25 protein-coding genes and 1 riboswitch are annotated in these 22998 nt (G+C 60.6%); of the genes, 15 read left to right on the forward strand and 10 right to left on the reverse strand.

Going from position 1 to position 22998, the window contains the following annotated elements; translation table 11 throughout:
• Positions 1-4 precede the first annotated feature (4 nt).
• On the forward strand, positions 5-511 hold the full coding sequence (locus tag B9Z49_RS13085) for a peptidylprolyl isomerase (RefSeq protein ID WP_108353890.1): 507 nt from the start codon (positions 5-7) through the stop codon (positions 509-511).
• A gap of 11 nt (positions 512-522) precedes the next feature.
• Positions 523-1326: a UDP-2,3-diacylglucosamine diphosphatase gene (locus B9Z49_RS13090; protein ID WP_108353891.1), complete on the forward strand. Its 804-nt coding sequence runs from the start codon at positions 523-525 to the stop codon at positions 1324-1326.
• 31 nt (positions 1327-1357) lie between these two features.
• On the opposite strand, the gene B9Z49_RS13095 is transcribed toward B9Z49_RS13090, so the two are convergent.
• Positions 1358-4216 (reverse strand): DUF349 domain-containing protein, encoded by a 2859-nt coding sequence (locus B9Z49_RS13095; RefSeq protein ID WP_108353892.1) that lies wholly within the window; start codon positions 4214-4216, stop codon positions 1358-1360.
• A 361-nt stretch (positions 4217-4577) separates the two neighbouring features.
• Between B9Z49_RS13095 and B9Z49_RS13100 the strand changes: the two genes are divergently transcribed.
• The 3 genes from B9Z49_RS13100 (at position 4578) to nrdR (ending at position 7332) form a co-directional block, all read left to right on the forward strand.
• On the forward strand, positions 4578-5369 hold the full coding sequence (locus tag B9Z49_RS13100) for a transglycosylase SLT domain-containing protein (protein ID WP_158273498.1): 792 nt from the start codon (positions 4578-4580) through the stop codon (positions 5367-5369).
• 38 nt (positions 5370-5407) lie between these two features.
• Positions 5408-5574: riboswitch (ZMP/ZTP riboswitch) on the forward strand.
• Between the two features lie 51 nt (positions 5575-5625).
• Positions 5626-6870: a serine hydroxymethyltransferase gene (glyA, locus tag B9Z49_RS13105; protein WP_108353894.1), complete on the forward strand. Its 1245-nt coding sequence runs from the start codon at positions 5626-5628 to the stop codon at positions 6868-6870.
• A gap of 12 nt (positions 6871-6882) precedes the next feature.
• Entirely contained in the window at positions 6883-7332 is a 450-nt protein-coding gene (gene nrdR / locus B9Z49_RS13110) for a transcriptional regulator NrdR (protein WP_108353895.1), read from the forward strand.
• Between the two features lie 78 nt (positions 7333-7410).
• Here nrdR and B9Z49_RS13115 read toward each other — a convergent pair whose 3' ends face one another.
• Positions 7411-7962, reverse strand: a complete 552-nt coding sequence (locus tag B9Z49_RS13115) for a GspH/FimT family pseudopilin (RefSeq protein WP_158273500.1) — start codon at positions 7960-7962, stop codon at positions 7411-7413.
• Between the two features lie 125 nt (positions 7963-8087).
• On the opposite strand from B9Z49_RS13115, the gene B9Z49_RS13120 reads away from it, so the two are divergent.
• The 5 genes from B9Z49_RS13120 to ribD are packed head-to-tail and all read left to right on the forward strand — an operon-like array spanning position 8088 to position 12188.
• Positions 8088-8549 carry a type IV pilin protein gene (locus B9Z49_RS13120; protein ID WP_108353897.1) on the forward strand — a complete coding sequence of 154 codons (462 nt, stop codon included), beginning with the start codon at positions 8088-8090 and terminating at the stop codon, positions 8547-8549.
• 49 nt (positions 8550-8598) lie between these two features.
• Positions 8599-9276, forward strand: a complete 678-nt coding sequence (locus B9Z49_RS13125) for a PilW family protein (protein WP_233254618.1) — start codon at positions 8599-8601, stop codon at positions 9274-9276.
• Positions 9273-10535 (forward strand): hypothetical protein, encoded by a 1263-nt coding sequence (locus B9Z49_RS13130; protein ID WP_108353898.1) that lies wholly within the window; start codon positions 9273-9275, stop codon positions 10533-10535. Before B9Z49_RS13125 ends, B9Z49_RS13130 begins: the two co-directional genes overlap by 4 nt.
• Complete coding sequence (locus tag B9Z49_RS13135; protein WP_108353899.1) at positions 10532-11032, forward strand: hypothetical protein; 501 nt, start codon at positions 10532-10534, stop codon at positions 11030-11032. The genes B9Z49_RS13130 and B9Z49_RS13135 overlap by 4 nt, the downstream gene beginning before the upstream one ends.
• Positions 11033-11084: 52 nt before the next feature.
• Positions 11085-12188: a bifunctional diaminohydroxyphosphoribosylaminopyrimidine deaminase/5-amino-6-(5-phosphoribosylamino)uracil reductase RibD gene (ribD, locus tag B9Z49_RS13140; protein ID WP_108353900.1), complete on the forward strand. Its 1104-nt coding sequence runs from the start codon at positions 11085-11087 to the stop codon at positions 12186-12188.
• Between the two features lie 17 nt (positions 12189-12205).
• On the opposite strand, the gene rpiA is transcribed toward ribD, so the two are convergent.
• Positions 12206-12877: a ribose-5-phosphate isomerase RpiA gene (gene rpiA, locus B9Z49_RS13145; RefSeq protein ID WP_108353901.1), complete on the reverse strand. Its 672-nt coding sequence runs from the start codon at positions 12875-12877 to the stop codon at positions 12206-12208.
• 92 nt (positions 12878-12969) lie between these two features.
• Here rpiA and B9Z49_RS13150 point away from each other — a divergent pair, with 92 nt between their 5' ends.
• Entirely contained in the window at positions 12970-14013 is a 1044-nt protein-coding gene (locus tag B9Z49_RS13150; RefSeq protein WP_108353902.1) for a quinone-dependent dihydroorotate dehydrogenase, read from the forward strand.
• A 24-nt stretch (positions 14014-14037) separates the two neighbouring features.
• On the opposite strand, the gene B9Z49_RS13155 is transcribed toward B9Z49_RS13150, so the two are convergent.
• The 5 genes from B9Z49_RS13155 to B9Z49_RS13175 form a co-directional block, all read right to left on the reverse strand.
• Positions 14038-14328, reverse strand: a complete 291-nt coding sequence (locus B9Z49_RS13155; protein ID WP_108353903.1) for a BrnA antitoxin family protein — start codon at positions 14326-14328, stop codon at positions 14038-14040.
• Positions 14318-14617, reverse strand: a complete 300-nt coding sequence (locus B9Z49_RS13160) for a BrnT family toxin (protein ID WP_108353904.1) — start codon at positions 14615-14617, stop codon at positions 14318-14320. Before B9Z49_RS13160 ends, B9Z49_RS13155 begins: the two co-directional genes overlap by 11 nt.
• A 70-nt stretch (positions 14618-14687) precedes the next feature.
• On the reverse strand, positions 14688-15515 hold the full coding sequence (locus tag B9Z49_RS13165) for an acyl-CoA thioesterase II (protein WP_108353905.1): 828 nt from the start codon (positions 15513-15515) through the stop codon (positions 14688-14690).
• Between the two features lie 72 nt (positions 15516-15587).
• Positions 15588-16091 (reverse strand): hypothetical protein, encoded by a 504-nt coding sequence (locus tag B9Z49_RS13170; RefSeq protein ID WP_146188528.1) that lies wholly within the window; start codon positions 16089-16091, stop codon positions 15588-15590.
• A gap of 158 nt (positions 16092-16249) precedes the next feature.
• Positions 16250-17359 (reverse strand): NAD(P)/FAD-dependent oxidoreductase, encoded by a 1110-nt coding sequence (locus tag B9Z49_RS13175; protein WP_108353958.1) that lies wholly within the window; start codon positions 17357-17359, stop codon positions 16250-16252.
• 111 nt (positions 17360-17470) lie between these two features.
• Between B9Z49_RS13175 and B9Z49_RS13180 the strand changes: the two genes are divergently transcribed.
• Entirely contained in the window at positions 17471-18232 is a 762-nt protein-coding gene (locus tag B9Z49_RS13180; RefSeq protein ID WP_108353907.1) for an SDR family NAD(P)-dependent oxidoreductase, read from the forward strand.
• A 215-nt stretch (positions 18233-18447) separates the two neighbouring features.
• Here the strand turns inward: B9Z49_RS13180 and B9Z49_RS13185 are convergent, their stop codons facing one another.
• Positions 18448-19029, reverse strand: a complete 582-nt coding sequence (locus tag B9Z49_RS13185) for a superoxide dismutase (RefSeq protein WP_108353908.1) — start codon at positions 19027-19029, stop codon at positions 18448-18450.
• 189 nt (positions 19030-19218) lie between these two features.
• Positions 19219-20574, reverse strand: coding sequence for an exodeoxyribonuclease VII large subunit (xseA, locus tag B9Z49_RS13190; RefSeq protein WP_108353909.1), 1356 nt, complete (start codon positions 20572-20574; stop codon positions 19219-19221).
• Between the two features lie 353 nt (positions 20575-20927).
• Here xseA and B9Z49_RS13195 point away from each other — a divergent pair, with 353 nt between their 5' ends.
• Genes B9Z49_RS13195 through lpxK form a run of 3 tightly spaced genes read left to right on the forward strand, consistent with a single transcriptional unit; the run spans position 20928 to position 22977 of the window.
• Entirely contained in the window at positions 20928-21545 is a 618-nt protein-coding gene (locus tag B9Z49_RS13195) for a MotA/TolQ/ExbB proton channel family protein (protein ID WP_108353910.1), read from the forward strand.
• 11 nt (positions 21546-21556) lie between these two features.
• Positions 21557-21979 (forward strand): biopolymer transporter ExbD, encoded by a 423-nt coding sequence (locus tag B9Z49_RS13200; protein WP_108353911.1) that lies wholly within the window; start codon positions 21557-21559, stop codon positions 21977-21979.
• 5 nt (positions 21980-21984) lie between these two features.
• The gene (gene lpxK / locus B9Z49_RS13205; protein ID WP_108353912.1) at positions 21985-22977 is read left to right on the forward strand and encodes a tetraacyldisaccharide 4'-kinase; all 993 of its coding nucleotides are present in this window, start codon (positions 21985-21987) and stop codon (positions 22975-22977) included.
• The last annotated feature ends 21 nt before the right edge of the window (positions 22978-22998 follow it).

The following is a 22998-nucleotide window of genomic DNA, read 5'->3' on the forward strand; positions in this document are numbered from 1 at the left end:
CACCATGAGCAACCCACAAGTCGAACTGCACATCACCGGCTACGGCGTCATCACCCTCGAACTGGACGCTGAAAAAGCCCCCAAGTCGACCGAAAACTTTCTGGCCTATGTGAACAAGGGCCACTACAACAACACGATTTTTCACCGTGTGATCCCCGGCTTCATGGTCCAGGGCGGTGGTTTTGAGCCCGGCATGACCCAAAAACCCACCGATGCCACCATCGAAAACGAAGCCAACAATGGTCTGAAAAACGACGAGTACACCGTGGCCATGGCCCGCACCTCGGCGCCCCACTCGGCCTCGTCCCAGTTCTTCATCAATGTCGCCAAAAATGACTTTTTGAACCACACCGCACCCTCCATGCAAGGCTGGGGCTATGCCGTGTTCGGCAAAGTGGTCAAGGGCACCGAAGTGGTCGACCAGATCAAGGGCGTGAAAACCGGCAACCGCGGCGGCCACGGTGACGTGCCGAAAGAAGACGTCGTGATCGAAAAAGCTGTTGCCCTTTGATGGATTGAGCCGTGTCCGCTGACCCGCGCACCACAGCCCCGACGCTCCGTCGGCTGACAGCGCCAGCGGCATGGCAGACGGTAGACTTGATCTCGGACCTGCACCTTCAGGCATCAGAGCCAGCCACTTTCAAAGCTTGGCGCCATTACATGGCGAATACGACGGCCGATGCGGTGCTCATTCTGGGTGACCTGTTCGAGGTCTGGGTGGGCGACGACGCCGCCGAAACTGACCCCTTTTTACAAAGTTGTGCTCAGGTCTTGCGCCAGACCGCAGAGCGCTTGCATGTGGCTTTCATGAAAGGCAACCGGGACTTTCTGGTAGGGCCGCGCTTCTTGTCCGATTGCGGCGTGCACGCTTTGAGCGACCCCTGCTTGCTGCTCTTGGGCGAGAAAAGCATTTTGCTCAGCCACGGGGATGAGCTGTGCCTAGACGACCGCCCCTACCAAGCATTTCGCCAGCAGGTGCGCAGCGCCGACTGGCAAACTGATTTTTTGGCCAAACCCCTGCACGAGCGCCTGGCGCTGGCCCGCGGCATGCGAGCGCAAAGCGAATCCCAAAAACACAGCGGCACCGTTTATGCCGATGCCGACTCGGACATGGCCTTGAATTGGATGAACGGCGCCGAGGCCGATCGCCTGGTGCATGGCCACACCCACCAGCCCGCAGACCACCCACTGGGATCAGGGCAAAGGCATGTGCTGAGCGACTGGTCACTGGATCATGCACCCGCTCGGGCCCAAGTGTTCAGGATACAGCGCTGCAGTGATTTCACCCGCTTGGACCTGACGCCAAACACCCAAAACATTTTGTAGGTCGGTGCCTTCAGGTCCGACTCACGAGTTGTCAGCTTCGCAACAAGTTCTTCAGAACGTTTTGCAAGCGTCGTGCGGTGGATTCGTCGTGCGGACCTGACAGGACCTGTGCCACATCGAGTGCCCAGGTTTCATTGGGGCCAGGTTGATTGCGCTGGGTCAGCAATTGCAACTGCAAAGCGCGCCGGTCACTCAGATGGTCAGCGGGCGTCGGCACATCGGCTGCCATCTCCAAGCGCAGCAAGGCTGTGGCACCCGAGGTTTTAGGCTCGGCGCTCACGGCTTGAGCCCAGGCTTGGCGGGTGGCGGCGTTGATGCCTTTGCCCAGCTCTTGCACAGTCGGCAAGTCCTCGACTTGGCGCGCTTGCCAAGCCGTCATCACACGACCCAGGGTCTCGCCGTGCGCTTGTGCCGCCAGCTTTCGCAGCGACATTTCAGCCCGCTCCATGGCTTCGCGTTGGGCGCGGAAAGCCGCATCTCCCAGGCGCGGGCCGCGGTCTTCTCGCGGAGCGCGGTCGCCAAAGCGATCGCCCCCGCGTTCAGCTCCTCGGTCACCAAAACGGCCGGCACCTGGACCCCGGTCGCCACCGGGGCGCGCCCCGCGCTCGCCAGGGCGGCCATCACGGCGGCCATCGCGCCCAGCAGGTGCTTCGGGTCGCTTTTGGCCAGGCCGATCGTCGCCGCGCACCGCCACCACAGGTTTGGCGGGCTTGGGTGCAACCACGGGCGGCGCAGGCTCTTCTGGGAGCACGCTGTCCGAATCGGGTGCTGCTTGCGGCGCTTGGGCAGTTGCCGCGTCGCTGTCTTGTTCGTCTGCTGGAACCTCTGCGGTTGCGTCTGCAGGGGCTGAAGTTTCATCACCTTGGGCCTCGGCCAATGCTTGAGGGGGCACCAAAGCCGCAGCGCTTGAAGTGGATGTCGAAACGAGTGACTGGACTGCTTGGGCAGCTTGCGCCTGCAAGGCTTGCCCACGCAAGGCCGCGTCAAGCGCGTTCATGGCCGCTCGGATTTTGGCCGCATCGCCACTGGCGTTGGCCGAATCCAAGGCTTTGGAAGCATCAAGGACCACGCGATCGTGGGCACTGAGAGGGCCTGTGGGCTGAGGGCGGTCTGTGCCTTTGCGTTGGAAGGCCTCGTCCAGCGGGGCGCGGAACACTTCCCATAGTTTTTGCTCGGTCTTGCGGTCCAGCGGCACCGACTGGGCCTCCACTTGCCAGTGTTGTTGCAAGGCTTTGACGGCGTCGACACGCAAGGTCGGAGCAGCACCCACTTCGCGGGCCTCGTTGATCAGCGCCTGGCGGCGCTCAATGCTGGCTTTTTGCGCCGCTTCGAGGGGGGCTGCGGCGGCTTTGAAAATGCTTTTCCACTGGCCCTGCATTTCGCCAAAGGCTTTCTCGCTCAAGTGGCCGGCATTGCGCCAACGGTCGGCAAACTGGTGCAATGCGCGCAACTGGGCGCGCCAGTCGTCGCTTTGGGCATGCTCTTCGGTCCAGGCCTTGACCTCGTCCATCAGCGCCACCCGTTGGGCTCGCTGATCGGCAGAGTCTTTTTTCATTTGCTCCAGCCAAGCCAGCACCGCTTTGTAGGCCTCGTTGCAAGCGGCATCAAAACGCTTCCACAGCGCGTGGTTGGGCAAGCCACCCTGGTCAATTTGCTTCCAGCCGTCGCGCAATTGGCGCAACTTGTCTTGCATTTTTCGGCCCCCCACGGTGGGGACCTTGTTGGCGTCGAGCAAGGCTTCGGCTTGAGTGACCAGGTCGGTGCGCACCTGATCGGCTAGCCAGCGTTGCCAGCCTTCGGCATCGCCGCCGGCCGTCAAAGACTTGTGCAGACGCTCGTCCAGACTGGTGTCCAACTGTTTGCCGTGGGTCTTGAGCACGTTGCGCAAAGCCACGACAGCATCGGCAGGCGATGCACCTTCGCCCTCGGTCAGTTGCTTTTCCAGCACCTCCAAAGCTTGGGTCACAGCCAACATGGCTTGCTCACGCAGCGCCTGGCGCTGGGCGGGGTCGATTTTGGGTTTAACCGCTTTTTCAGCTTGCTCTGTTTTGGCGGGCTTGGCCGATTCGGCTGCAGCAGGGACCTGTTGCGAAAATTCTCCTCGCAGGCGGCGGATCTCGTCGGCCCACACGGGCACTGGTGGCAAAGCAGTTGTGACATCGGTTTGGGCCAGAGCAGCCAAAGCCGCTGCGGCCGAAAAACCGTCCCAAACAGCCTGCAGCTGCTTGCCTGCAGCGTCCAATTGAGGTGGGTATTTCAGCTCCACGCTGGGCCAGACGCTGCTCTGCGTCAGGGCCTGGGCCTGGTTTTGCCACTGCGCCACGTCGGCCTCCAAGCCGGTTTGACCGCCCAGGGCCTCGGCCAGCGATTTGGTAGAAAGAACCTCAATGCGCTGGGCCAGCAGCACCGCCGCTTCGCGCTGCACCATGACCTGGTGCTGCAGGTCCTCCACGCCCTTGACCACTTCGGTCAAGCGATGTTTGAGGCCCGCCAAGGGTTCGCGTGACAGCGGCGCACCGGCCTTGGCGGCATCTCGCTGCCAGGCCAGCGCATCGGCCATGTTCAGACGCGGCGCTTGCAGCAACTGTTCGGCTTTATGGGCCCACTCGGTGGCCAAGGCTTCCTGGCCATGCAGGCGCTTGAGTTCGTCGAGTTTTTCTTTGAGCAACTTGGCCACGCCCTTGTCTCGGCCCGACAGTTCGCGATAGACCTCGGCCATCAAATCATCAGAGGGCTCGGTCAGCAACCAATCGCGCAAGCGGGCACTGCGCTCGCTGGAAGTCGGGGCATTGAAAAGCCCTGCGGTCAAAGGGTCTAGGGCGGCGATGTCGAAAGGCTTGGAAGAAGTCACAGTTAAAACTTTAAAAGCACGGTGTTGCCAAATGGGCATACAGGCAGAAATGGCGGCACTTGAATCGACAAGTGAGCCACGCGGGCAAGAAGTCGCTATTTTCGCTGTTATTTGCGCTGGACAGCCTGTTGGCCTGTTTTCGGACGAAATCTCTGATGAATTACAGACACAGAAGATTTCTTTATAATATTTTCAAATGTTTTTAGAATTTAATATACTTGACCAGGTATGAAAAGTTCCTAAAATCCGCCCCACTTGGTGACCATACGGGATAAACCGACATCACAGCCGTCACCGGCTTAACCCACGACAGTGCGGGTCGCAATTTGCGACTTTCCTACCCCAACCCACCAAGAGCCTCTTGCACATGCCACTGGTTCTTGAAATGAGAGGAAGTGCTATGACAGCAACATTGACTTGGCCCCACCTCAAACAGGCCATGTCTACCGTGGCCTTCGATGTGCGAGAAGGCTTCGTGGAAATCACCCGCCACAGCCTGGCCGTGATCGGGTTGGCTGTGGTGGCCTTGGCTTTGGCGCTTTTGGCTCGTCCCACCTTGCAGCAAACGGCCAGCGAGACATTGATGGGATGGCTTGAATTGCGTCAGGTGGAACAAAATGCCTCCTCGGAACCTCAGATACCGACAGCAGCAGCCCGTTCCACCGCATCCCATATGCAGAACCTGAGCAGCGATCAAGCGTCCGTCACCCGTTGGCTCAGCAGCAAATACAAAGTCTCCAAGGAGCCCTTGGCAGCCTTGGTTACAGAAGCCTGGTCGTTGGGTGAGCGCAGCCAGGTCTCTCCTACTTTGATCTTGGCTGTGATGGCCATTGAGTCGCGCTTTAACCCATTTGCGTTTGGCGAACAAGGTGGCTTGGGGCTGATGCAAATAGAACCTAGCGCGCACATCGGTGCATTGTCCCCTTTTGGAGGCCGACTGGCTGCCTTTGACCCTCTGACCAATCTGAGGATCGGCACGCGGCAGCTGCAGGGTTTGATTCAGGATGCGGGGACTCTGGAAGATGCTCTGCGCTTGTACGCCATCGCTTCTGGGCAAGGCAATCACGACCAATACGTGGAGCGCGTTTTGGCTGAAAAAAAGTTGCTGGACAACCTGAGCAAAAACCAAAAAACAGCCTGGTCAGACAAAATCAACCCCGCCTTACCTAAATCACCTCAAGCCAACATGTGAATTTGAGGTCCAGATCCGTCGACAGGCTGGGCTACACTCACAGGGTGCGCAACTGGCGATAGGAGCCTGTTTTAACTGTGAAACAGGGCACTCTGACGTGGAGCGTGGTGACCCAATTCACTGCCGAACCACTGGGAAGCGCGCAGCCTGACCGCTCGTCTTGCATGGCGGACCAGGTTTTCAGCCGTTCGCCTGGGCAGCCCTTGTCAATGAACCGCCGGTTCGGGTCAAGGTCACCTCCATCCAAAGGACTGCCATGTACCACCGCGACCACTTGATTGAACAAACCGACCCCGAAATTTTCGCCGCTATCCAAGCCGAAAACGCCCGCCAAGAACACCACATCGAGCTGATCGCCAGCGAAAACTACGCCTCGCCCGCTGTCATGGCAGCCCAAGGCAGCCAGCTCACCAACAAATACGCCGAAGGCTACCCCGGCAAGCGCTACTACGGTGGTTGCGAGCATGTGGACGTGGCCGAGCAGTTGGCCATTGACCGCATCAAGCAAATTTATGGTGCCGAAGCCGCCAACGTGCAGCCGCACTGCGGCGCCTCGGCCAACGAAGCTGTGTTTTTGGCCTTCTTGAAGCCGGGCGACACCATCTTGGGCATGAGCTTGGCCGAAGGCGGTCACCTGACCCACGGCATGCCGCTGAACATGTCTGGCAAATGGTTCAACGCCCTCTCGTACGGCTTGGATGCCAATGAGGCCATTGATTACGAGGCCATGGAAGCAAAAGCCCGTGAGCACAAGCCCAAGCTCATCATTGCGGGGGCTTCGGCCTATTCATTGCACATCGACTGGGCCCGCTTTGCCAAAGTAGCCAAAGAAGTCGGCGCGATCTTTTTGGTCGACATGGCCCACTACTCGGGTTTGATCGCCGCAGGCGTTTACCCCAATCCCGTGCCCCACGCTGACGTGGTCACATCCACCACACACAAGAGCTTGCGCGGCCCCCGCGGCGGCATCATCTTGATGAAGGCCGAGCACGAAAAAGTCATCAACAGCGCCATCTTCCCTGGCCTGCAAGGTGGCCCTCTGATGCATGTGATTGCGGCCAAGGCCGTGGCCTTCAAGGAAGCCATGGCGCCTGAGTTCAAGGCTTACCAAGCCCAAGTGATCAAGAACGCGCAAATCATTGCCGAGACCTTGACCCAACGCGGTCTGCGCATCGTCAGCGGTGGCACCCAGAGCCACGTCATGCTGGTGGACCTCCGCGCCAAGGGCATCACCGGCAAAGTGGCCGAAGCCGCATTGGGCAACGCGCACATGACCATCAACAAAAACGCCATCCCGAACGACCCTGAAAAGCCGTTTGTGACCAGTGGCGTGCGCATCGGCACCCCTGCCATGACCACCCGTGGTTTCAAGGACGAAGAAGCCCGCGCCACGGCCCACCTGATTGCAGATGTGCTGGACAACCCGCTGGACGAAGCCAACCTGGCCGCTGTGCGCGCCAAGGTGCACGCCCTGACCAGCCGCTTCCCGGTCTACGGCTGATCGGCTCGCGCGATGAAATGCCCGTTTTGCAGCCACCTTGAAACCCAAGTGGTCGAGACCCGTTTGGCCGAAGACGGGGATTTCATTCGGCGTCGCCGCCAATGTGGTGCGTGTGAAAAACGCTTCACCACTTACGAAAAGCCTGAAGTCAATTTTCCGGCTATCGTCAAAAAGGATGGCAGGCGCATCGATTACCAACGCGAAAAACTGCGCGCCAGCCTCAACTTGGCTTTGCGCAAACGCCCTGTGAGCACCGAGCAGGTCGACGGTGCCATCGAGCGGATCGAAGAAAAGCTGCTCAACCTGGGCATCCGCGAAGTGGCCTCGCACCGCATTGGCGAACTGGTCATGCGCGAGCTGAAAAAACTCGACAAAGTCGCCTACGTACGCTTTGCCAGCGTGTACCGCAACTTTGAAGACATCGACGCATTCAAGACACTGGTCGACGAGGTCCAGCGCTGACCCTCACCCGTGCTGGGGCGCCTTCAAACCTTCACGGCATCGGGCATGGGCTGAGAATTGGTCTTAGCCGATCTTGCTTCAGCATGGGCCACTGTTCAATCGTTGGGCTTTTTCCAGTCGGGGCTTGCCCACCGCGTTGATCACCACACGCCACACATGGCTTTGCCCTGCCCCACACAGGGTCAAGGTGCCTGCCTGAAAAGCACCCGATGTGCTTTGGCTGCGGCCTTGCGGACCGTAAGAGATGTAGCGGTCCACCATGGCATTGCCTTGCAGCGTCAAAAAGTCAGGCAAAGCCTTTTGCACTTGCAACACGGTCTCAACCGCCTCGCGGCGACCGCTGTCGTTGCCGTCCACAAACACCACCCAGCCTTGCGACCAAGATCCGGCCAGCGCACAGTCCTCTCCCGCATCTACTGCTGTCGCACGCACACACAGGGTCACCCGCTGCTGGCGTCGCAAGGCCTCAGAACGCGCCAACAGCAAGCTGGCCTGCAATTGCTCAGCCTGGCTTTGCATCTGGTGCTTTTGCCTCAAGCCTTGAAGGCCAGGGGCCGCCAATGACAGCAGCACTGCCAGCATGGCCAGCACCACCAGCGCTTCGAGCAGCGTGAAACCTCGGTTGCTCATAACCTGCACTCCTGTTTGATCCGTGAAAACCTGCAGTCGGTTTGGCTTGCCCAAACACCCGATCGGCTCGGCTGTACAAGTCATTATTAAGTATTCACAATGTGAGACTTAAACAGGAGGGGAACATGAAGATGCCTGCAAGTTGCCAAACCACGGGTGCTGCTGCCCAGTCATCGGGCTGGACCTTGAGTGAGCTGCTGGTCAGCCTGGCCTTGGTGGCCGTTCTGGCGGCCGTGGCCTTGCCCGCGTTTCAGGGGCAGCAGCGCCAGGCTCGGCGCAGCGATGCACAAAGCGCCTTACAGCAACTGCAACTGGCCCAAGCGCGCTGGCGTGGCACCCAAAGCAGCCATGCCAGCGATTTGGCCAACTTGGGCTGGGCCAGCGACTTGTCCCCTGGCGGTCATTACCGCCTCGCAATCGAAGACGCCAGCAGGGAGGGCTACAGCCTGATCGCGACCCCCATCGGGGCGCAAGCGCGCGACAGCGCCTGCGCACCCATGCGCCTGCAACTGCGGCACATGGCCACCGTGGTGCTCAGCAGTGGGGCCGATCTTGCGGGCGATCCAGGTCGTTGCTGGCGGCAATGAGTTGATCATGCCCACAAGATCCAGTGCTGACACCTGCGCATCCCAGCCCATGACTGAGGACCTCGAGGTTTTTTGCGGCAGGGGCCAGGCCGGTGTTTGCGCAACCAGCGCTCAACAAGGCGAAACCCTGGTGGGCTTGTTGGTGGGTCTGAGCGTGGGATTGGTGGTGCTGGCCGCTGGCAGCCAAATGCTGGCGCAGCACCTGCAGGGACATCGGCTGGCCCTGCAAGACAGCCATGTGCACCACGACCTGCGCTCGGCGCTGGACACCATCGCCCGAGAGTTGCGCGAGGCGCAATCGCTCGGACAAGCTTGGCGTGAACGTGCCAAAACCCATTGCACAGACGCTTTTTGCGCCGGCCAGGCCGACTTGCTGGTGCAGGGCCAGCGCATCAGCTTTGGACAGGACCGCAACCTCAATGGGCTGTTGGACAACAACGAGTGTTCAGGCTTTCGATTGAAGGACCATGAGTTGCAGATCCGCACCGCCTGCACACCCGAGGTCTGGACCGATTTGACCGATGCAGGCAGCCTGAAAATGACCAGCTTGGCTTGGCAGGTGCACTGCGAAAAACGCGGGCGCTGGTTGGCGCGTTGGGTCACGGTGGAGCTGAGCGCGCAGTGGCCGCGCGATGCCACGCGCGCCTTGAGCCTGTCGCAGACCGTGTCGCTGCGCAACGACGTGCCCGCCTCGCCCTGGCCTGCGGTTTGTGGCGCTGTCCCATGATCCAGCCAAGCAAGCTGCGCCGTCCATGCGGCCCCTTGGGGCACGCAGTGCAAGGCGGTGCCATCAGCTTGCTGGTGGCAATCAGCTTGGGGCTGCTGGCCAGTCTGGCCAGTTTTTACAGCGCCCGAAGCGTGCTGGTGGACCGTCTGGCCAGTCACAACCAAAGCCAGGCCGCTCAGGCGCGACTGGCCGCGGAAGCGGCCTTGGCCTGGGCGCGGGCCGAGATGCAGCGGGAACACGCCAGCAGCCCGACGCCACCCGTTTGGGCCCCAGGCCCAGCCGCCGCGCCCTGCCCTGCCGCTTTCAGCGGACCACGCTGGCAGTGCGTGGCCTTGCTGCCGCCTGCACACCCGGGCTTGCCTGACGCGGTGGTGCGGGTGATGGCCGTGCGTGACCTGATCAGCTCGCCCCATGTGACCCAATTGCTGGCCAGCGCCAGCCTCAAAGATGGCACTAGCCGAGCGCAGGTTCAGGCCCAGGTGTTCATCCCCACCGTGGCACCAGCCCCAGAACAACCCAATACGGCCGCCGTGGTGCTCAATGGCTGCGCCGCGCCTGCAAACGGTGCTGCGGTCAGCGTGTGTCCGCTCAGCAAAACGAGCATTGCCTGCAGCGGCACGGCAACCGGTGCAGCGGTACACAGTTTCTGGTTGGCCGATAAAAACAACAACGGCCTGATCTCCACAGCCGAGCGGCGCAATTGCTTGGCTTTTGGCGCAGAGCATTTGCCCGCAGGCGGCACACTCACAGGACCGGACACCGCCACGCCCCGCACAAACTGCGGGACCCAAGCCTGGAGCAGCGTGCTGGGCGACATCACTCCCGAACAGATCCGCGCCTGGTCTGAGGCGCAATCGCGCAACGGCCTGAGCACTCTGAGCCAACCTGCACGCAGCGTCTACTGGATAGACAGCTCCGCCACCTGGAGCCAAAGCCTGGGCACCCCAGATTCCCCGGTGCTGCTGGTGTTTTCAGCCCAAGCCTGCGCCCAGCGCTGCCCGTCCATGGCCCCTGGCGTGCGCGTGGTGGGCACCGTGGTTCTGCAAACCCAATGCCAGGACGACAAAGCCCGGGCCTGGCACGCCGGGCACATTGAAGGGCAACTGTTGGTCGAGTCGGGCTTGCCCGAGTTACAAAGCGGCAGCCGCATCGAGGCCCGCGAACTTCACCAATCCCCTCACCGACTGCCCTGGCCCCCGGGCATCAACGCGCGGCAGGTACAGCGCGTGCCTGGCAGCTGGCGCGAGGGTGAGCCATGAAAGCCGCTTCCGCCAAATGCCGAGCGCCTGGCCAGCCATCCCACGCCAACTCAGGGCGCACAGCCCAAGGCATGGCACTGATCGAGGCGCTGGTGGCCTCGGCGGTGCTGGGCATTGGGTTGGCCGCGGCCACGCGCCTGACCCTGCACACCCTGCTCACAGCCAGTGAAACTCGGCAACACACCGTGGCCCTCGCTCTGGCCCTGGATGCCATGGACTGCCTTCAGTCCAGCCGCTCTGGCTGCTCACTGCAGGCCCCCACCACGGTACAGGGCACCACCTACAGAATTCAAAGCCAGGTGCAAACGCGCTCCGGTCTGGCCTTGGAGGACCTGCAGGTGCGTGTGCAGTGGCCCACCGTGGGACCTACATTAGGGGCTACAGGTGGCGGCTTTGGCGGGAACTCGACTGGGCAGGCCCAGCCGCGCATGGGCGAACTCACCCTGCACAGCAGCCGCGATGCGGTGCCCGTTTGGCTTGGCGTATCCTTGCCATGATTTGTTGCACCCGTCTTTCGCCGTGACCCTTTCGAAACCGACACCCCAAGCCATGAACTTGGCCCTGAACCTGGCCCGCCAGGCCCTGTGGTTGACTTCACCCAACCCGCGTGTGGGTTGTGTGATCACCGCCGCCGACGGCACGGTGCTGGGCCAAGGCCACACCCAGCGTGCAGGTGGCCCTCATGCCGAAATCATGGCGCTGCGCGATGCCGCCACACGCGGGCTCAGCGTGCAAGGCGCCACCGCTTGGGTGACGCTGGAGCCCTGCGCCCACCACGGCCGCACAGGCCCTTGCTGCGATGCGCTGGCGGCAGCTGGCATTGGGCGCGTGGTTGCGGCACTGACCGATCCCAACCCCCAAGTCGCGGGCCAAGGCATGGCGCGGCTGGCGGCTGCGGGTGTGCAGACCGACATCTTGGATGCGCAGGATGACACCGCCGTTCAGGCCCGTGAATTGAACATCGGCTTTTTCAGCCGCATGGAACGGGGCCTGCCCTGGGTGCGCATGAAAGTGGCGGCCTCAATGGACGGACAAACCGCCCTGCAAAACGGCCAAAGCCAGTGGATCACCGGCCCCGAAGCCCGCACCGACGGCCATGCCTGGCGCGCCCAGGCCTGCGCCATCCTGACCGGCATCGGCACCGTCCTCGAAGACGACCCTTTGCTCAATGTGCGCGGTATGGACACCCCGCGCCAGCCGCACTTGGTGGTGGTGGACAGCCGCCTGGACATGCCCTTGAATGCCAAGCTGCTGGACACGCAAGGCACAGGCGATCAGGCCCGGAAAATCTGGGTTTACACCGCCACCACAGAACACCTGGACAAACGCGCCGCGCTGACGGCACGCGGCGTGACCGTGATCGACTGCCCCGGCCCCGGCGGCAAGGTCGATCTGGCGGCGATGTTGCGCGACCTGGCCCTTCGCGAGATCAACGAGCTGCATGTCGAGGCTGGGCACAAGCTCAACGGCTCGTTCATTCGCGAAGGGCTGGTGGACGAATTTCTGGTCTACCTCGCCCCACAGCTGCTGGGCCCAGGCCAGGGCCTGGCCAATTTACCTGCGCTCACCGAGTTAAGTGGTGCGGTCCAACTGGCCTTTCATGCGGTGGACCGGGTGGGTCCCGATTTGCGCCTGTTGCTGCGCCGGGCTTGAGGCTGTAGAACCACGCGTCAGAACGCCAGCGTCTTCACGCCTTGAGCAGTGCCCAGCAGGCACACCTGCGCTTTTTGCAGCGCAAACACACCCACAGTCACCACGCCAGGCCACTGGCTGACTTCGGTTTCAAAAGCCACCGGGTCGGTGATCGTCAAACCCTTCACATCAACGATGTGCTGGCCGTTGTCGGTCACCAGAGGCTGACCGTCTTTTAGGCGCACAGCGGCCGTGCCGCCCATGGCCACAAACTGGCGCATGACACGGGCAGTCGCCATGGGGATGACTTCTACCGGCAAAGGGAACGCACCCAAAGCACCGACCAATTTGCTCTCGTCCGCGATGCAGATAAACTGTTTGCTCTGAGCAGCCACGATTTTTTCGCGGGTCAGCGCCGCACCGCCGCCCTTGACCATGTGGCCTTGCTGGTCGATCTCGTCCGCGCCGTCGATGTAGACCGACAAGCTCTCGACATCGTTGCTGTCAAACACCGGGATGCCCAGGGCCTTCAAGCGCACGGTGGAAGCCTCGGAGCTGGACACCGCGCCTTTGATTTGGTCTTTCATCGTGGCCAAGGCGTCAATGAATTTATTGACTGTGGAGCCAGTGCCCACGCCAACGATTTCGCCGGGAACAACGTATTTCAGGGCGGCTTGGCCCACCAGGGCTTTGAGTTCGTCTTGGGTCATGGGGTTGGGTGTGTGTAAAAAATAGAAGCACGCCGGGGTTTGAGACAATCAGGTCAATTGTTGTCAACGCCTTTGCTGCCCGGAATTATCCAATGTCCCTGATCCCCTACGCCTTTGCCCGCCCCTTTTTGTTCAAAATGGACCCCGAGGCGGCCCACGACCTGACCATCGAAGGCCTGGCCCGCACCCAAAACACCCCGCTCGACTGCGCTTACCGCCAGCCTTTTGTGGCGCAACCCATCACGCTGGCGGGTCTGCACTTTCCCAACCGCGTCGGCATGGCCGCAGGCCTCGATAAAAACGCCCGCTGCATCGACGGTCTGGGTGCGATGGGCTTTGGCTTTGTCGAAGTGGGCACCGTGACGCCCAAAGCCCAACCCGGCAACCCCAAACCCCGCATGTTCCGTGTGCCTCAAGCGCAAGCGCTCATCAACCGCCTGGGTTTCAACAACGACGGGCTGGACGCCTTCATCGCCAACGTCAAGCGTTCCAAGTTCCGTCAGCAAGGACGCTTGCTGGGGTTGAACATCGGCAAAAACGCTGCCACGCCCATCGAGAACGCCACCGACGATTATTTGATCGCGCTGGCAGGCGTCTACCCGCATGCCGACTATGTGACGGTAAACATCTCGAGCCCCAACACCAAAAATCTGCGCGCCCTGCAAAGTGACGAAGCGCTCGACGGCCTGCTGGGCGCCCTGGTGGCGCGGCGCGAAGAGCTGGCCACGGAACACGGTCGACGCGTGCCCATGTTCCTCAAAATCGCGCCCGATCTGGACGAAACACAAGTGGGCGTGATCGCCGTCACGCTTCAAAAACACGGCATGGACGGCGTGATCGCCACCAACACCACGCTGGCGCGTGACGCGGTGAGCGGCCTGCCACACGCTGAAGAAATGGGCGGCCTGTCGGGCTCGCCTGTGCTTGAAGGCAGCAACCGCGTGATCCGCCAGTTGCGCGCCGCTTTAGGCAAAGACTTTCCCATCATTGGCGTGGGCGGCATCCTGAGCGGACACGACGCAATTTCAAAAATCGAAGCGGGCGCTGACCTGGTGCAGATCTACACCGGCCTCATCTACAAAGGCCCGGCGCTGGTGACGGAAGTGGCCAGTGCGCTGCAGCAGATGAAGCGCTGAGCCCAATGGCCCCCGCAACAGTCCTCACGACTGCACCGGGTGCTCAGCCAGATAGCACCTCAAAGCCTGGTTGATTCGCGTTTGCCACCCCTGCCCTTGGGCGCGAAAAGCTTCCAAAATGTCCTTATCCAGGCGGATGGCCACCTGTTCTTTGACGCCACTGCCCGCAGGCCTGCCGCGTTTCCGGGCCTGCTCCACGCCATGCGCCAACTCCTCAGGCGTTGCCGGGCGCTCGACCTCGTCCTGGCCGTCCCACACATAAGGTGCTTCGCGCTCTTTGGCCTTCAAAGCCGTGATCACGTCTTTACGGCTCATCGCATTCATTTTCGATCCAGACAAGGTAAGCCTCTCTTTCTTCGCGGCTGGCACGGCGGAAACTGATGACCCGGACCGACGCATCCCGCGCCATGTGCACCACCGTCAAAACAGCCAAAAATCCCATGGCATAGGACATGGACAAGGTTCGTTGCTCGGCGCCGCGAACCACCGGAATGTCCAGCCGATAGCGTGAATCGAGAACAACACCTGCCAAGGCAAAGTCCAGACCGTGCTTGCGCAGGTTGATTTGCCTCTTGGTCTCATCCCAGCTCAGCTTGGTATACATTAAATTAATGTAGATGCGTTTAATAAAAACGTCAAGGCTTTTGAAGCCTGCGGTGAACTGCCCCTCGTTCTCAGTCCTTGAAGTAGACCAACTGGTGCGTGCTCGCCAGCAACTGGCCTTCGGGGCTCCACAGTTCGCCGGTCTGGTCAAAGTAGCCGTGGCGGTAGTTGAGGGCCTTGGCCACGCCCAGCACATGGTGCGTGCCGACCTGCGCCAGCAAGGCCCTGTCGGTGTGAAAATAGGTAGTGAGGGACACCGTTCCGACCATCGCTTGGCGGCGGCGGCGAATATAGATACGCGGAAAAAAGCTGTCGCTGATGGCCGCCAAAGAAGCAAAGTCCAGGGCCCGCTGGGGCTCGTCGCGCACCCACAGGATCGAACGGGAATGGGCTTGCTCTTGCTCATCGAAGGCAGCAGGAAAAGCGCCTTCGACAAAACGCATGTCGTAGCGCTGTGGCCAGGCGGGCATGCCTTTGACGGGCATGCGGGGCACAGCATCGGATGCGGGAATGTTGGCGGGCATCACCGCCTCGACGTCTGACCAGGTTTCGCGGCGCACGGCAAACACGGCTGTGGCAGTGGCCACGACGCCTTCAGCCTGATGGGCTTCAATGATCCAGTGCTGAGTCGATCGGTTGGTGCGCACGGGCCGCGCCACAAAACGGATCGCGCCATCGGCCACCGGAGCCGCAAAGTTGACTGTCAGGGCCACGGGGTCACCGAGGCGATCGGGGTGCAACATGGCCGACTGCAGCAACTGCGCTGAAGTGGTGCCGCCAAACGGCCCGATCATGTTGGCGTAGCCGGGGTGGGTGGAACCCGTGAATTCGTGGGGCGTGACCTGAAGTTCAGAGGCGCGCAGGTCAATGGCTTCGTCAAAAGGATGCATGCGGGCCATGATAGGTGCGACTGGTCCCCCTGCGCTGTCTCAAAAGCGATCCATTGCGCGTCGTGAACTCCCTCGGGAAGTTTAAGTGCCTTGGTTGAGGCACCTCGCACGCCAACGGATGTGGCGGCAGTAGGCCACGAAGCGGCTCGCGCGACGCTGTAACCACCTCACCCAAAATGGCCCTGCACCACGCCAACGCCCTACCCTGGAGGGCAAATGATGGATCAACAACAACAGCCCGGTGTACAGGATCAGTTTGCCGATGAACACCATCGCGCCAATCGACTTGGGGGATACGCCACTCAAGGCGAACAAAGCGATGGAGGAACGCGGAGAGTCTGGAAAGACCGAGAAAAACACCATGCTGACCGGTCCCCAGTCCCGCAGCATGGCCAATACTTGCGGCCCTTGCGCACCCATCAGCTTTTGGCTCAACGAATCGGCAGACGCCGTCAGCGTCCCCATGCCCAAGGCCAACAAAAAAGCACTCAAAGCAGAAGCCAGTGCAAACACCAACACAATGAGTTTGCCCTTTTGCGGCTGAAGAACACACAAGGCCAGCACAAACATTTCTGCGGGCAACATGGGCAAAAAACCGTCCAAAATTGAGAAAATGGCCAGGAGAAAAATGGTTTTTGGCTCAGTGCCATGGCGCAAAAGCGCGGTTACTACCCTTTGAAACAAGCGCTGAAAGAATGAAGACGAAGCGTGCATGAAGGGGTTAGCAGCGGATCATGCTGGCCTCAGGCCAACCGAGCACAGACCTCTTCGGCAATCGCCAGCGAGCTGGTCAAGCCCGGCGACTCGATGCCCAGCAGGTTCACCAGACCGGGAACGCCGTGCTCTGCGGGGCCTTGGATCATGAAATCAGCTGCTGCTTCGTGCGGTGCGTTGATCTTGGGGCGTATGCCCGCATAACCCGACTGCAAAGCGCCATCGGCCAAACCCGGCCAATATTTGCGCACCTCGGCATAAAAGGCGTCGCCCCGGCGCGGATCGACTTGCAGGTCAGCGGGGTTTTCGACCCATTGCACGTCCGGCCCAAACTTGGCTTGGCCACCCAAATCCAGCGTCAAGTGCACCCCCAAACCAGCCTTTTCGGGCACGGGGTAGATCAGGCGGGAGAACGGGGCCTTGCCCGCCAGCGTGAAATAGTTGCCCTTGGCGTAATGGGCCTGAGGCAAAAGGCTTGTGTCCAGCCCGTCCATCCGCTCGGCCATCGCCACGGCGCTCAGCCCGGCGGCATTGACCAGCACCTTGCACGCAAGTTCGGTACCGTCTTGTGTGCACACCCGAATCGGGTGTGTGGCTGTGCCCTGCCGCACGGCAATGCGCTGCACAGGCGAGACCAGCGCCAGCAAGCCGCCTGCGTTTTCCATATCGCCTTGCAGCGCGAGCATGTAGCCGTGACTGTCAATCACTCCGGTGCTGGGCGAAAGCAGCGCCGCTTCGCAAGACAGCGCGGGCTCCAGCGCTTGGGCTTGGGCAGCCGTGAGTTTTTGTAGGTCGTGCACGCCGTTGGCGGCGGCTTTGACCATGATGCCGTCCAGCGCCAGCACTTGCTCTGGAGTTGTGGCTACGATGAGCTTGCCCAGCTGCCGGTGCGCCACGCCACGCTCGGCGCAATAGGCGTAAAGCACCTGTTTGCCCTGCACGCACAGCCGCGCCTTGAGCGAGCCGGCCGGGTAATAAATGCCCGCGTGGATGACTTCGCTGTTGCGCGAACTGGTGCCGGTGCCAATGGCGTTTTCCGATTCGAGCACCAGCACCTCACGTCCCGAGAGCGCCAGCGCCCGCCCCACAGCCAGGCCGACCACGCCAGCCCCAATCACGACAGCATCAACTTGTTCCATGGGCAGCATTGTGGCTCAGACGTTGAGAGTCCTGAAGCGGTGACACCCGCAAGACAGACACCCGCACCGCGCACAGGCAGACTGCCAAACATTCAACAAGGAGGCCGTTTCATGTCGCTGTTCAATCTGCAAGGCAAAGTCGCCGTCGTCACCGGCTCCAGCCGGGGCATTGGCCGATCCATCGCACACCAGTTGGCACTGCAAGGCGCCAAAGTGGTGGTGTCCAGCCGCAAGCAAGACGCCTGTGAAGTGGTGGTCAAAGAGATCCAGGCCGCTGGCGGCGAAGCCATGGCCATTGCGGCCAGCATCTCCAGCAAGGAGCAGCTGCAAAACTTGATCGCGCAAACCCGCCAAACCTGGGGGGTGATCGACATTTTGGTGTGCAATGCGGCCACCAACCCCTATTACGGCCCGGCCACGGGCATGAGCGACGAGGTGTTTGACAAGGTCATGCGCAACAACGTGCTGTCGAATGCCTGGTTGTGCAACCTGGTCTACCCCGACATGAAGGCCCAAAAAGACGGGGCCATCGTGATCGTGTCGTCCATTGGTGGGCTGCACGGCTCCTCGGTCATCGGAGCCTACAACCTGTCCAAAGCGGCCGACATGCAGCTGGCGCGCAACCTGGCGGTGGAATGGGGACCGGACAACATCCGCGTCAACTGCATTGCCCCGGGCTTGATCAAGACCGACTTTGCCAAGGCACTGCACGAGGACCCGGTGCTGAGCGCCAAATACAACAGCCAAGCCCCTATGCGCCGCATGGGTGAGGCGGATGACATTGGGGGCATCGCGGTGTTTTTGGCGAGCCCGGCGGCCAATTACGTGACCGGTCAGACCGTGGTGGCCGATGGTGGGATGATGATTCGCTGACTTGCTTGTTTGTGCGAAGTCCGCTGAGAACGGAGTGGGGCCGGGCGCCTCATGCTGGGGTACCAGAAATCGGCGCCCGGCCCCACCCCGTTATCAGCTCAGCGGTCTGCTGTTCACTTTAGGTCGGTGCCATCAGGTCCGACATCCCAATGCTGATCGACACCATTAAAAAAGCCCGCATCAGCGGGCTTTTTTTAACTTCAAGAAAACCTCGATCAGCCGAAATTTTTCTCAGCAAACGACCAGTTCACCAAGTTGCCAAGGAAAGTCTCAACGAACTTGGGACGCATGTTGCGATAGTCGATGTAGTAAGCGTGTTCCCAAACGTCCACGGTCAACAAAGCCGTGTCGCCTGTGGTCAATGGGGTACCTGCAGCGCCCATGTTGACGATGTCGACCGAGCCGTCGGCTTTCTTGACCAGCCATGTCCAGCCAGAGCCGAAATTGCCCACGGCGCTCTTGACGAAGGCCTCCTTGAATGCGGCGTAGCTGCCGAACTTGGCGTTGATGGCTGTAGCCAAAGCACCGGAGGGCTCACCACCGCCGTTGGGCTTCATGCAGTTCCAAAAGAAAGTGTGGTTCCAGATCTGGGCCGAGTTGTTGTACACACCGCCGCTGGACTTTTTGATGATCTCTTCAAGAGCCATGCCTTCGAACTCAGTGCCTTTTTGCAGGTTGTTCAAGTTCACGACGTAAGCGTTGTGGTGCTTGCCGTGGTGAAACTCCAGGGTTTCCTGGCTGTAGTGAGGAGCCAAAGCGTCGATCGCGTAAGGCAGTGCGGGCAAGGTGTGTTCCATGAGGGGTCCTTAGGTTATTGCAGGTTAAAAAAATGTTTCAGACATTTTAAGGGAGCGCGATGCCCCTTACCGTATTCAGGGTCACTGCAGTGTTAGCGGTGCTTTCAGACAGGGTGGGGCCGGGGCTCCTCATGCTGGGGTACCAGAAATCGTCGCCCCGGCCCCACCCCGCCCGAACGCGCTGGCGTCTCAGACTTTCACGGCCAAAGGCACCACGCCATCGGACAAAGTGGCCTGAACGCTCTGACCGGGTTGAAATTGCCCGGCGTGGGTGAGCGCCTGACCCTTGTCGTCACTGAGCCAGGCATAACCGCGCTCAAGCACCTGACGCGGGTCCACCGCCGACAAGCGCAAAGCGGCACGCTCCAAGCGTTGAGCGCGTTGCGGCACCTGCTGAGCCTGGTTAAAATCCAAACGGTCATTGAGGCGCTCCAACTGATGGCCCTGCGCCATGAATTGACTCCGCACCCCCGTCTGTAAACGACCGGCCAACCGGTCCAGCCACTGGTTATGCTGGCCCAGAAAGGCTTGCGGACGGCCCAGCCGTGACGCCACCGCATTCAGCCGCTGACTCTGTCGCTCTTGTTGACGGACCAAACCCACACCCAACCGAGCTGCCACAGCGTCCAAACGCTGTGCCTGCCGATCTTGCTGACGAATCAAGCCCCGACTCAGGCGCTGCTCCAGCACAGACAGGGCTTCAAGCCCCACACCCCGGTCGTTAGCGGCCATCTCAGCAGCCGCCGTGGGCGTCGGGGCGCGCACATCGGCCACAAAATCAGCGATGGTGAAATCAGTCTCGTGGCCCACGCCACAAATGAGTGGCACCGGACTTTGGGCGATCACACGGGCCAGGTTCTCGTCATTGAAGGTCCAGAGGTCTTCCATCGAGCCGCCACCGCGCACCAACAAGATCACATCCACGGGCGGACACAGCGGGTTGTCTTCGGCCGTGAGAGCGTACATATTTTGCAAGGCCAGCGCCAGCGTGGCCGCAGCCCCCGCCCCCTGTACCAACGCTGGGGCCATCAACACTGGAATGTGTGGCACGCGCCGCTGCAAGGCGGTCACCACATCATGCCAAGCGGCGGCCCCCAAAGAAGTCACCACCCCAATGGCACGGGGCTGGGTGGGTAAAGCGCGTTTGTTCGTCGTGTCAAACAGACCCTCGGTTTCGAGCTTGGCCTTGAGGCGCAAAAACTGCTCAAACAAAGCCCCCTGCCCGGCACGCTCCATGGACTCAACAATCAGTTGCAAATCGCCTCGGGCCTCGTACACGCCCAGACGCCCACGCACATCGACCAGTTCGCCATCACGGGGCGCAAAGTCCATCAGACTGGCGGCACGCCGAAACATGGCGCAGCGGATCTGGCCCGTTTCGTCCTTGATCGAGAAATAACAATGCCCGCTGGCCGCGCGCGAAAAGCCCGAAATTTCGCCGCGCAAGCTGACCGGGTTGAACTGGGCATCCAGGCTATCGGCCACAGCTCGGCACAAAGCTGAAACGGTCCAAGCGCGTGTAGGGGGCATCTCTGGAGGGCTCATGCCCTTGATTGTCCTACAGCCTGCAGATCCAACAACAAGTGCGTCTTTTGCCATTCGTCCACAGAGGACAACGTGGTTCACAACAATGCAGCATGGCCAACACACTGGTTTGGCCAAAAGATAAGCCTTTGATTTAATTGCTTTTTTTAATTATTAATGAGTACATGAAACATATGTGTCCATCACGAAAAATGGGGAAACACAGAAATGGTAAAACTTTTCCACAAAGTTATCCACAGCCCATTCAAGCGATGGGCTGGTCGTTGGCTTGGTGCTCGCAGCGGGCCTGAAGAGCTTGCCATCATCCATAATGATGCTCTTTTGACACTTTGCCTCCCAAAGAAGGAACTGTTTTGTTATCCATCATTCAAGCCGCTGGATGGCCCATCTGGCCGCTGATCTTTTGCTCCATTTTGGCTTTGGCCTTGATCATTGATCGACTGGTTCAGCTGCGCGAGCACAAAGTCATACCCCCACAAACCTTGGAACAGGCTTTTGAAATCACCCGCCGTGGTCTTGCCCCCGAAGAAGCTGTTTTGCAACTTGAGAAAAATGGGGTTTTAGGTCCAGTTCTGGCCAGTGGACTGCGCTGCCTGCAAAAAAATCCTTCCGCCTCGGATGAAGACATCCGGGCGCAAATGGAAATGGCAGGCCGCTTGGCCGGTCGGCAACTGGAGCGTTATTTGACGGCCTTGGGAACCATCGCTTCAGCAGCCCCCTTGCTGGGCTTGCTCGGGACCGTCATTGGCATGATCGAGATTTTCGCGGCTCAAACAGCAGGCAGCAGTCAACCGGCCCAATTGGCCTACGGCATTTCAGTGGCGCTCTACAACACCGCATTTGGTTTGGTCGTGGCCATTCCATCACTGATGTTTTGGCGCTACTTCAGAACCCTGGTGGACAGCATGCTTTTGTCGATGGAGGTGGCCAGCGAACAATTTGCCCGCCACTTGACGCACCTGCGCCACTGAACGAGTCCGCTGTGAACTTTCGCAAACGCACCCCCTCGGTCGAGCCCGAGATCAACCTTATCCCCTTCATCGATGTTTTGTTGGTGGTTCTCATCTTTTTGATGCTCACCACCACTTGGTCTCGGCTGACCGAAATCAACATGACATTGCCCTTGGCAGATGCCCAAAAGCAAAAAGATCGGCCGCAGCAGATTGTGCTCACGGTCAGTGCGCAAGGCCAATATGCAGTGAACAAATCCCCCATTGATGGCTCCTCAGTGGGCGCTTTGGCTGCCGTTTTGGGGCCCTTGGCCTCCAAAGAGGCGACCTTGGTGATCAGCGCAGACGCGAAGGCCAGTCACCAATCGGTGGTCAATGCCATGGAAGCGGCTCGCCGCACGGGGCTGTCGCAAATCACCTTCGCCACCCAATCTTCAGAGTCCTCGGGCTCCTGACACCCATGCGCCTGTCCGTCTGGCTGCACCAGCAATTGCCACGGATCTGGACTTCTAGGGGTTTGATCGCTTGGCTGCTGCGGCCCGTGGCGATCATCCATGCAGCTTTACTCTGGACCCGAGCCCTGCTGTGGCGCCGGGGCTGGCGTCATTCGCATCGTCTGCCGGTGCCGGTGATTGTGGTGGGCAATGTGGTGGCCGGCGGTGCAGGCAAAACCCCACTCACCATCGCCGTGGTGAAACATCTACAGCAGCAGGGCTGGAATGCAGGTGTGATTTCACGTGGCCATGGCCGCGTGTTCGATGACATCCGTGGCGTCTCGCCCGGCAGCTTGCCCAGCGAGGTGGGAGATGAGCCCTTGCTGATCCATCAAAAAACCGGTGCCCCCGTGTGGGTAGCGACCCTCCGTGCTGAGGCCGGTCGTAGCTTGTTGCAAGCGCACCCCGAGGTCAATGTATTGGTGTGCGACGACGGTCTGCAACACTGGGCCTTGGCTCGGGACCTGGAAATTTGCGTCATGGACGAGCGCGGCGTGGGCAACGGTTGGCTGCTGCCGGCCGGGCCTTTACGCGAGCCCTGGCCTCGATCGGTGGACTTGCTGCTGCACACCGGAGCCAATGGCTTGCCAGGCGGCTTTCAGGCGCAGCGTCAATTGGCCCCACTGGCGCATGACGCGCAAGGCCGCAGCATGGCTTTGACCAGCCTGATCGGTCAGCCCGTCGATGCGGTGGCCGGTCTGGCCCGCCCCGAGGCGTTTTTTACCATGCTGCGCGCAGCCGGTCTGCAACTGCAGCACACCCACGCTTTGCCCGACCATTTTGACTACGCAGACGGGTCGCCAAACCCATCAGATCGCCTCTTGCTGTGCACAGAAAAAGACGCGGTCAAACTCTGGCTGCACCATCCTGAGGCCTTGGCCGTACCCTTGGTGCTGACGCCCGAATCTGCGTTCTGGCAAGCGCTGGACCAGCGGCTTGCTGAAAAATCCTTTCAATGAAACGACCCGATTGGACAGCCT

This window comes from Limnohabitans sp. 2KL-51 (assembly GCF_003063645.1).
In the GTDB taxonomy this organism is placed as follows: domain Bacteria; phylum Pseudomonadota; class Gammaproteobacteria; order Burkholderiales; family Burkholderiaceae_C; genus Limnohabitans_A.

Excerpts from the sequence above, each read along its gene's own strand:
- glyA (WP_108353894.1), top strand. The coding sequence starts at position 5,626 with ATGTACCACCGCGACCACTTGATTGAACAAACCGACCCCGAAATTTTC.
- B9Z49_RS13155 (WP_108353903.1), bottom strand. The coding sequence starts at position 14,328 with ATGAGCCGTAAAGACGTGATCACGGCTTTGAAGGCCAAAGAGCGCGAA.
- B9Z49_RS13125 (WP_233254618.1), top strand. The coding sequence starts at position 8,599 with ATGACTGAGGACCTCGAGGTTTTTTGCGGCAGGGGCCAGGCCGGTGTT.
- B9Z49_RS13120 (WP_108353897.1), top strand. The coding sequence starts at position 8,088 with ATGAAGATGCCTGCAAGTTGCCAAACCACGGGTGCTGCTGCCCAGTCA.
- ribD (WP_108353900.1), top strand. The coding sequence starts at position 11,085 with ATGAACTTGGCCCTGAACCTGGCCCGCCAGGCCCTGTGGTTGACTTCA.
- B9Z49_RS13175 (WP_108353958.1), bottom strand. The coding sequence starts at position 17,359 with ATGGAACAAGTTGATGCTGTCGTGATTGGGGCTGGCGTGGTCGGCCTG.
- B9Z49_RS13170 (WP_146188528.1), bottom strand. The coding sequence starts at position 16,091 with ATGTTGCCCGCAGAAATGTTTGTGCTGGCCTTGTGTGTTCTTCAGCCG.
- B9Z49_RS13100 (WP_158273498.1), top strand. The coding sequence starts at position 4,578 with ATGACAGCAACATTGACTTGGCCCCACCTCAAACAGGCCATGTCTACC.
- B9Z49_RS13095 (WP_108353892.1), bottom strand. The coding sequence starts at position 4,216 with ATGCCCATTTGGCAACACCGTGCTTTTAAAGTTTTAACTGTGACTTCT.
- B9Z49_RS13130 (WP_108353898.1), top strand. The coding sequence starts at position 9,273 with ATGATCCAGCCAAGCAAGCTGCGCCGTCCATGCGGCCCCTTGGGGCAC.
- xseA (WP_108353909.1), bottom strand. The coding sequence starts at position 20,574 with ATGAGCCCTCCAGAGATGCCCCCTACACGCGCTTGGACCGTTTCAGCT.
- B9Z49_RS13180 (WP_108353907.1), top strand. The coding sequence starts at position 17,471 with ATGTCGCTGTTCAATCTGCAAGGCAAAGTCGCCGTCGTCACCGGCTCC.
- B9Z49_RS13135 (WP_108353899.1), top strand. The coding sequence starts at position 10,532 with ATGAAAGCCGCTTCCGCCAAATGCCGAGCGCCTGGCCAGCCATCCCAC.
- B9Z49_RS13085 (WP_108353890.1), top strand. The coding sequence starts at position 5 with ATGAGCAACCCACAAGTCGAACTGCACATCACCGGCTACGGCGTCATC.
- B9Z49_RS13115 (WP_158273500.1), bottom strand. The coding sequence starts at position 7,962 with ATGAGCAACCGAGGTTTCACGCTGCTCGAAGCGCTGGTGGTGCTGGCC.
- rpiA (WP_108353901.1), bottom strand. The coding sequence starts at position 12,877 with ATGACCCAAGACGAACTCAAAGCCCTGGTGGGCCAAGCCGCCCTGAAA.
- B9Z49_RS13150 (WP_108353902.1), top strand. The coding sequence starts at position 12,970 with ATGTCCCTGATCCCCTACGCCTTTGCCCGCCCCTTTTTGTTCAAAATG.
- B9Z49_RS13160 (WP_108353904.1), bottom strand. The coding sequence starts at position 14,617 with ATGTATACCAAGCTGAGCTGGGATGAGACCAAGAGGCAAATCAACCTG.
- B9Z49_RS13185 (WP_108353908.1), bottom strand. The coding sequence starts at position 19,029 with ATGGAACACACCTTGCCCGCACTGCCTTACGCGATCGACGCTTTGGCT.
- nrdR (WP_108353895.1), top strand. The coding sequence starts at position 6,883 with ATGAAATGCCCGTTTTGCAGCCACCTTGAAACCCAAGTGGTCGAGACC.
- lpxK (WP_108353912.1), top strand. The coding sequence starts at position 21,985 with ATGCGCCTGTCCGTCTGGCTGCACCAGCAATTGCCACGGATCTGGACT.
- B9Z49_RS13165 (WP_108353905.1), bottom strand. The coding sequence starts at position 15,515 with ATGGCCCGCATGCATCCTTTTGACGAAGCCATTGACCTGCGCGCCTCT.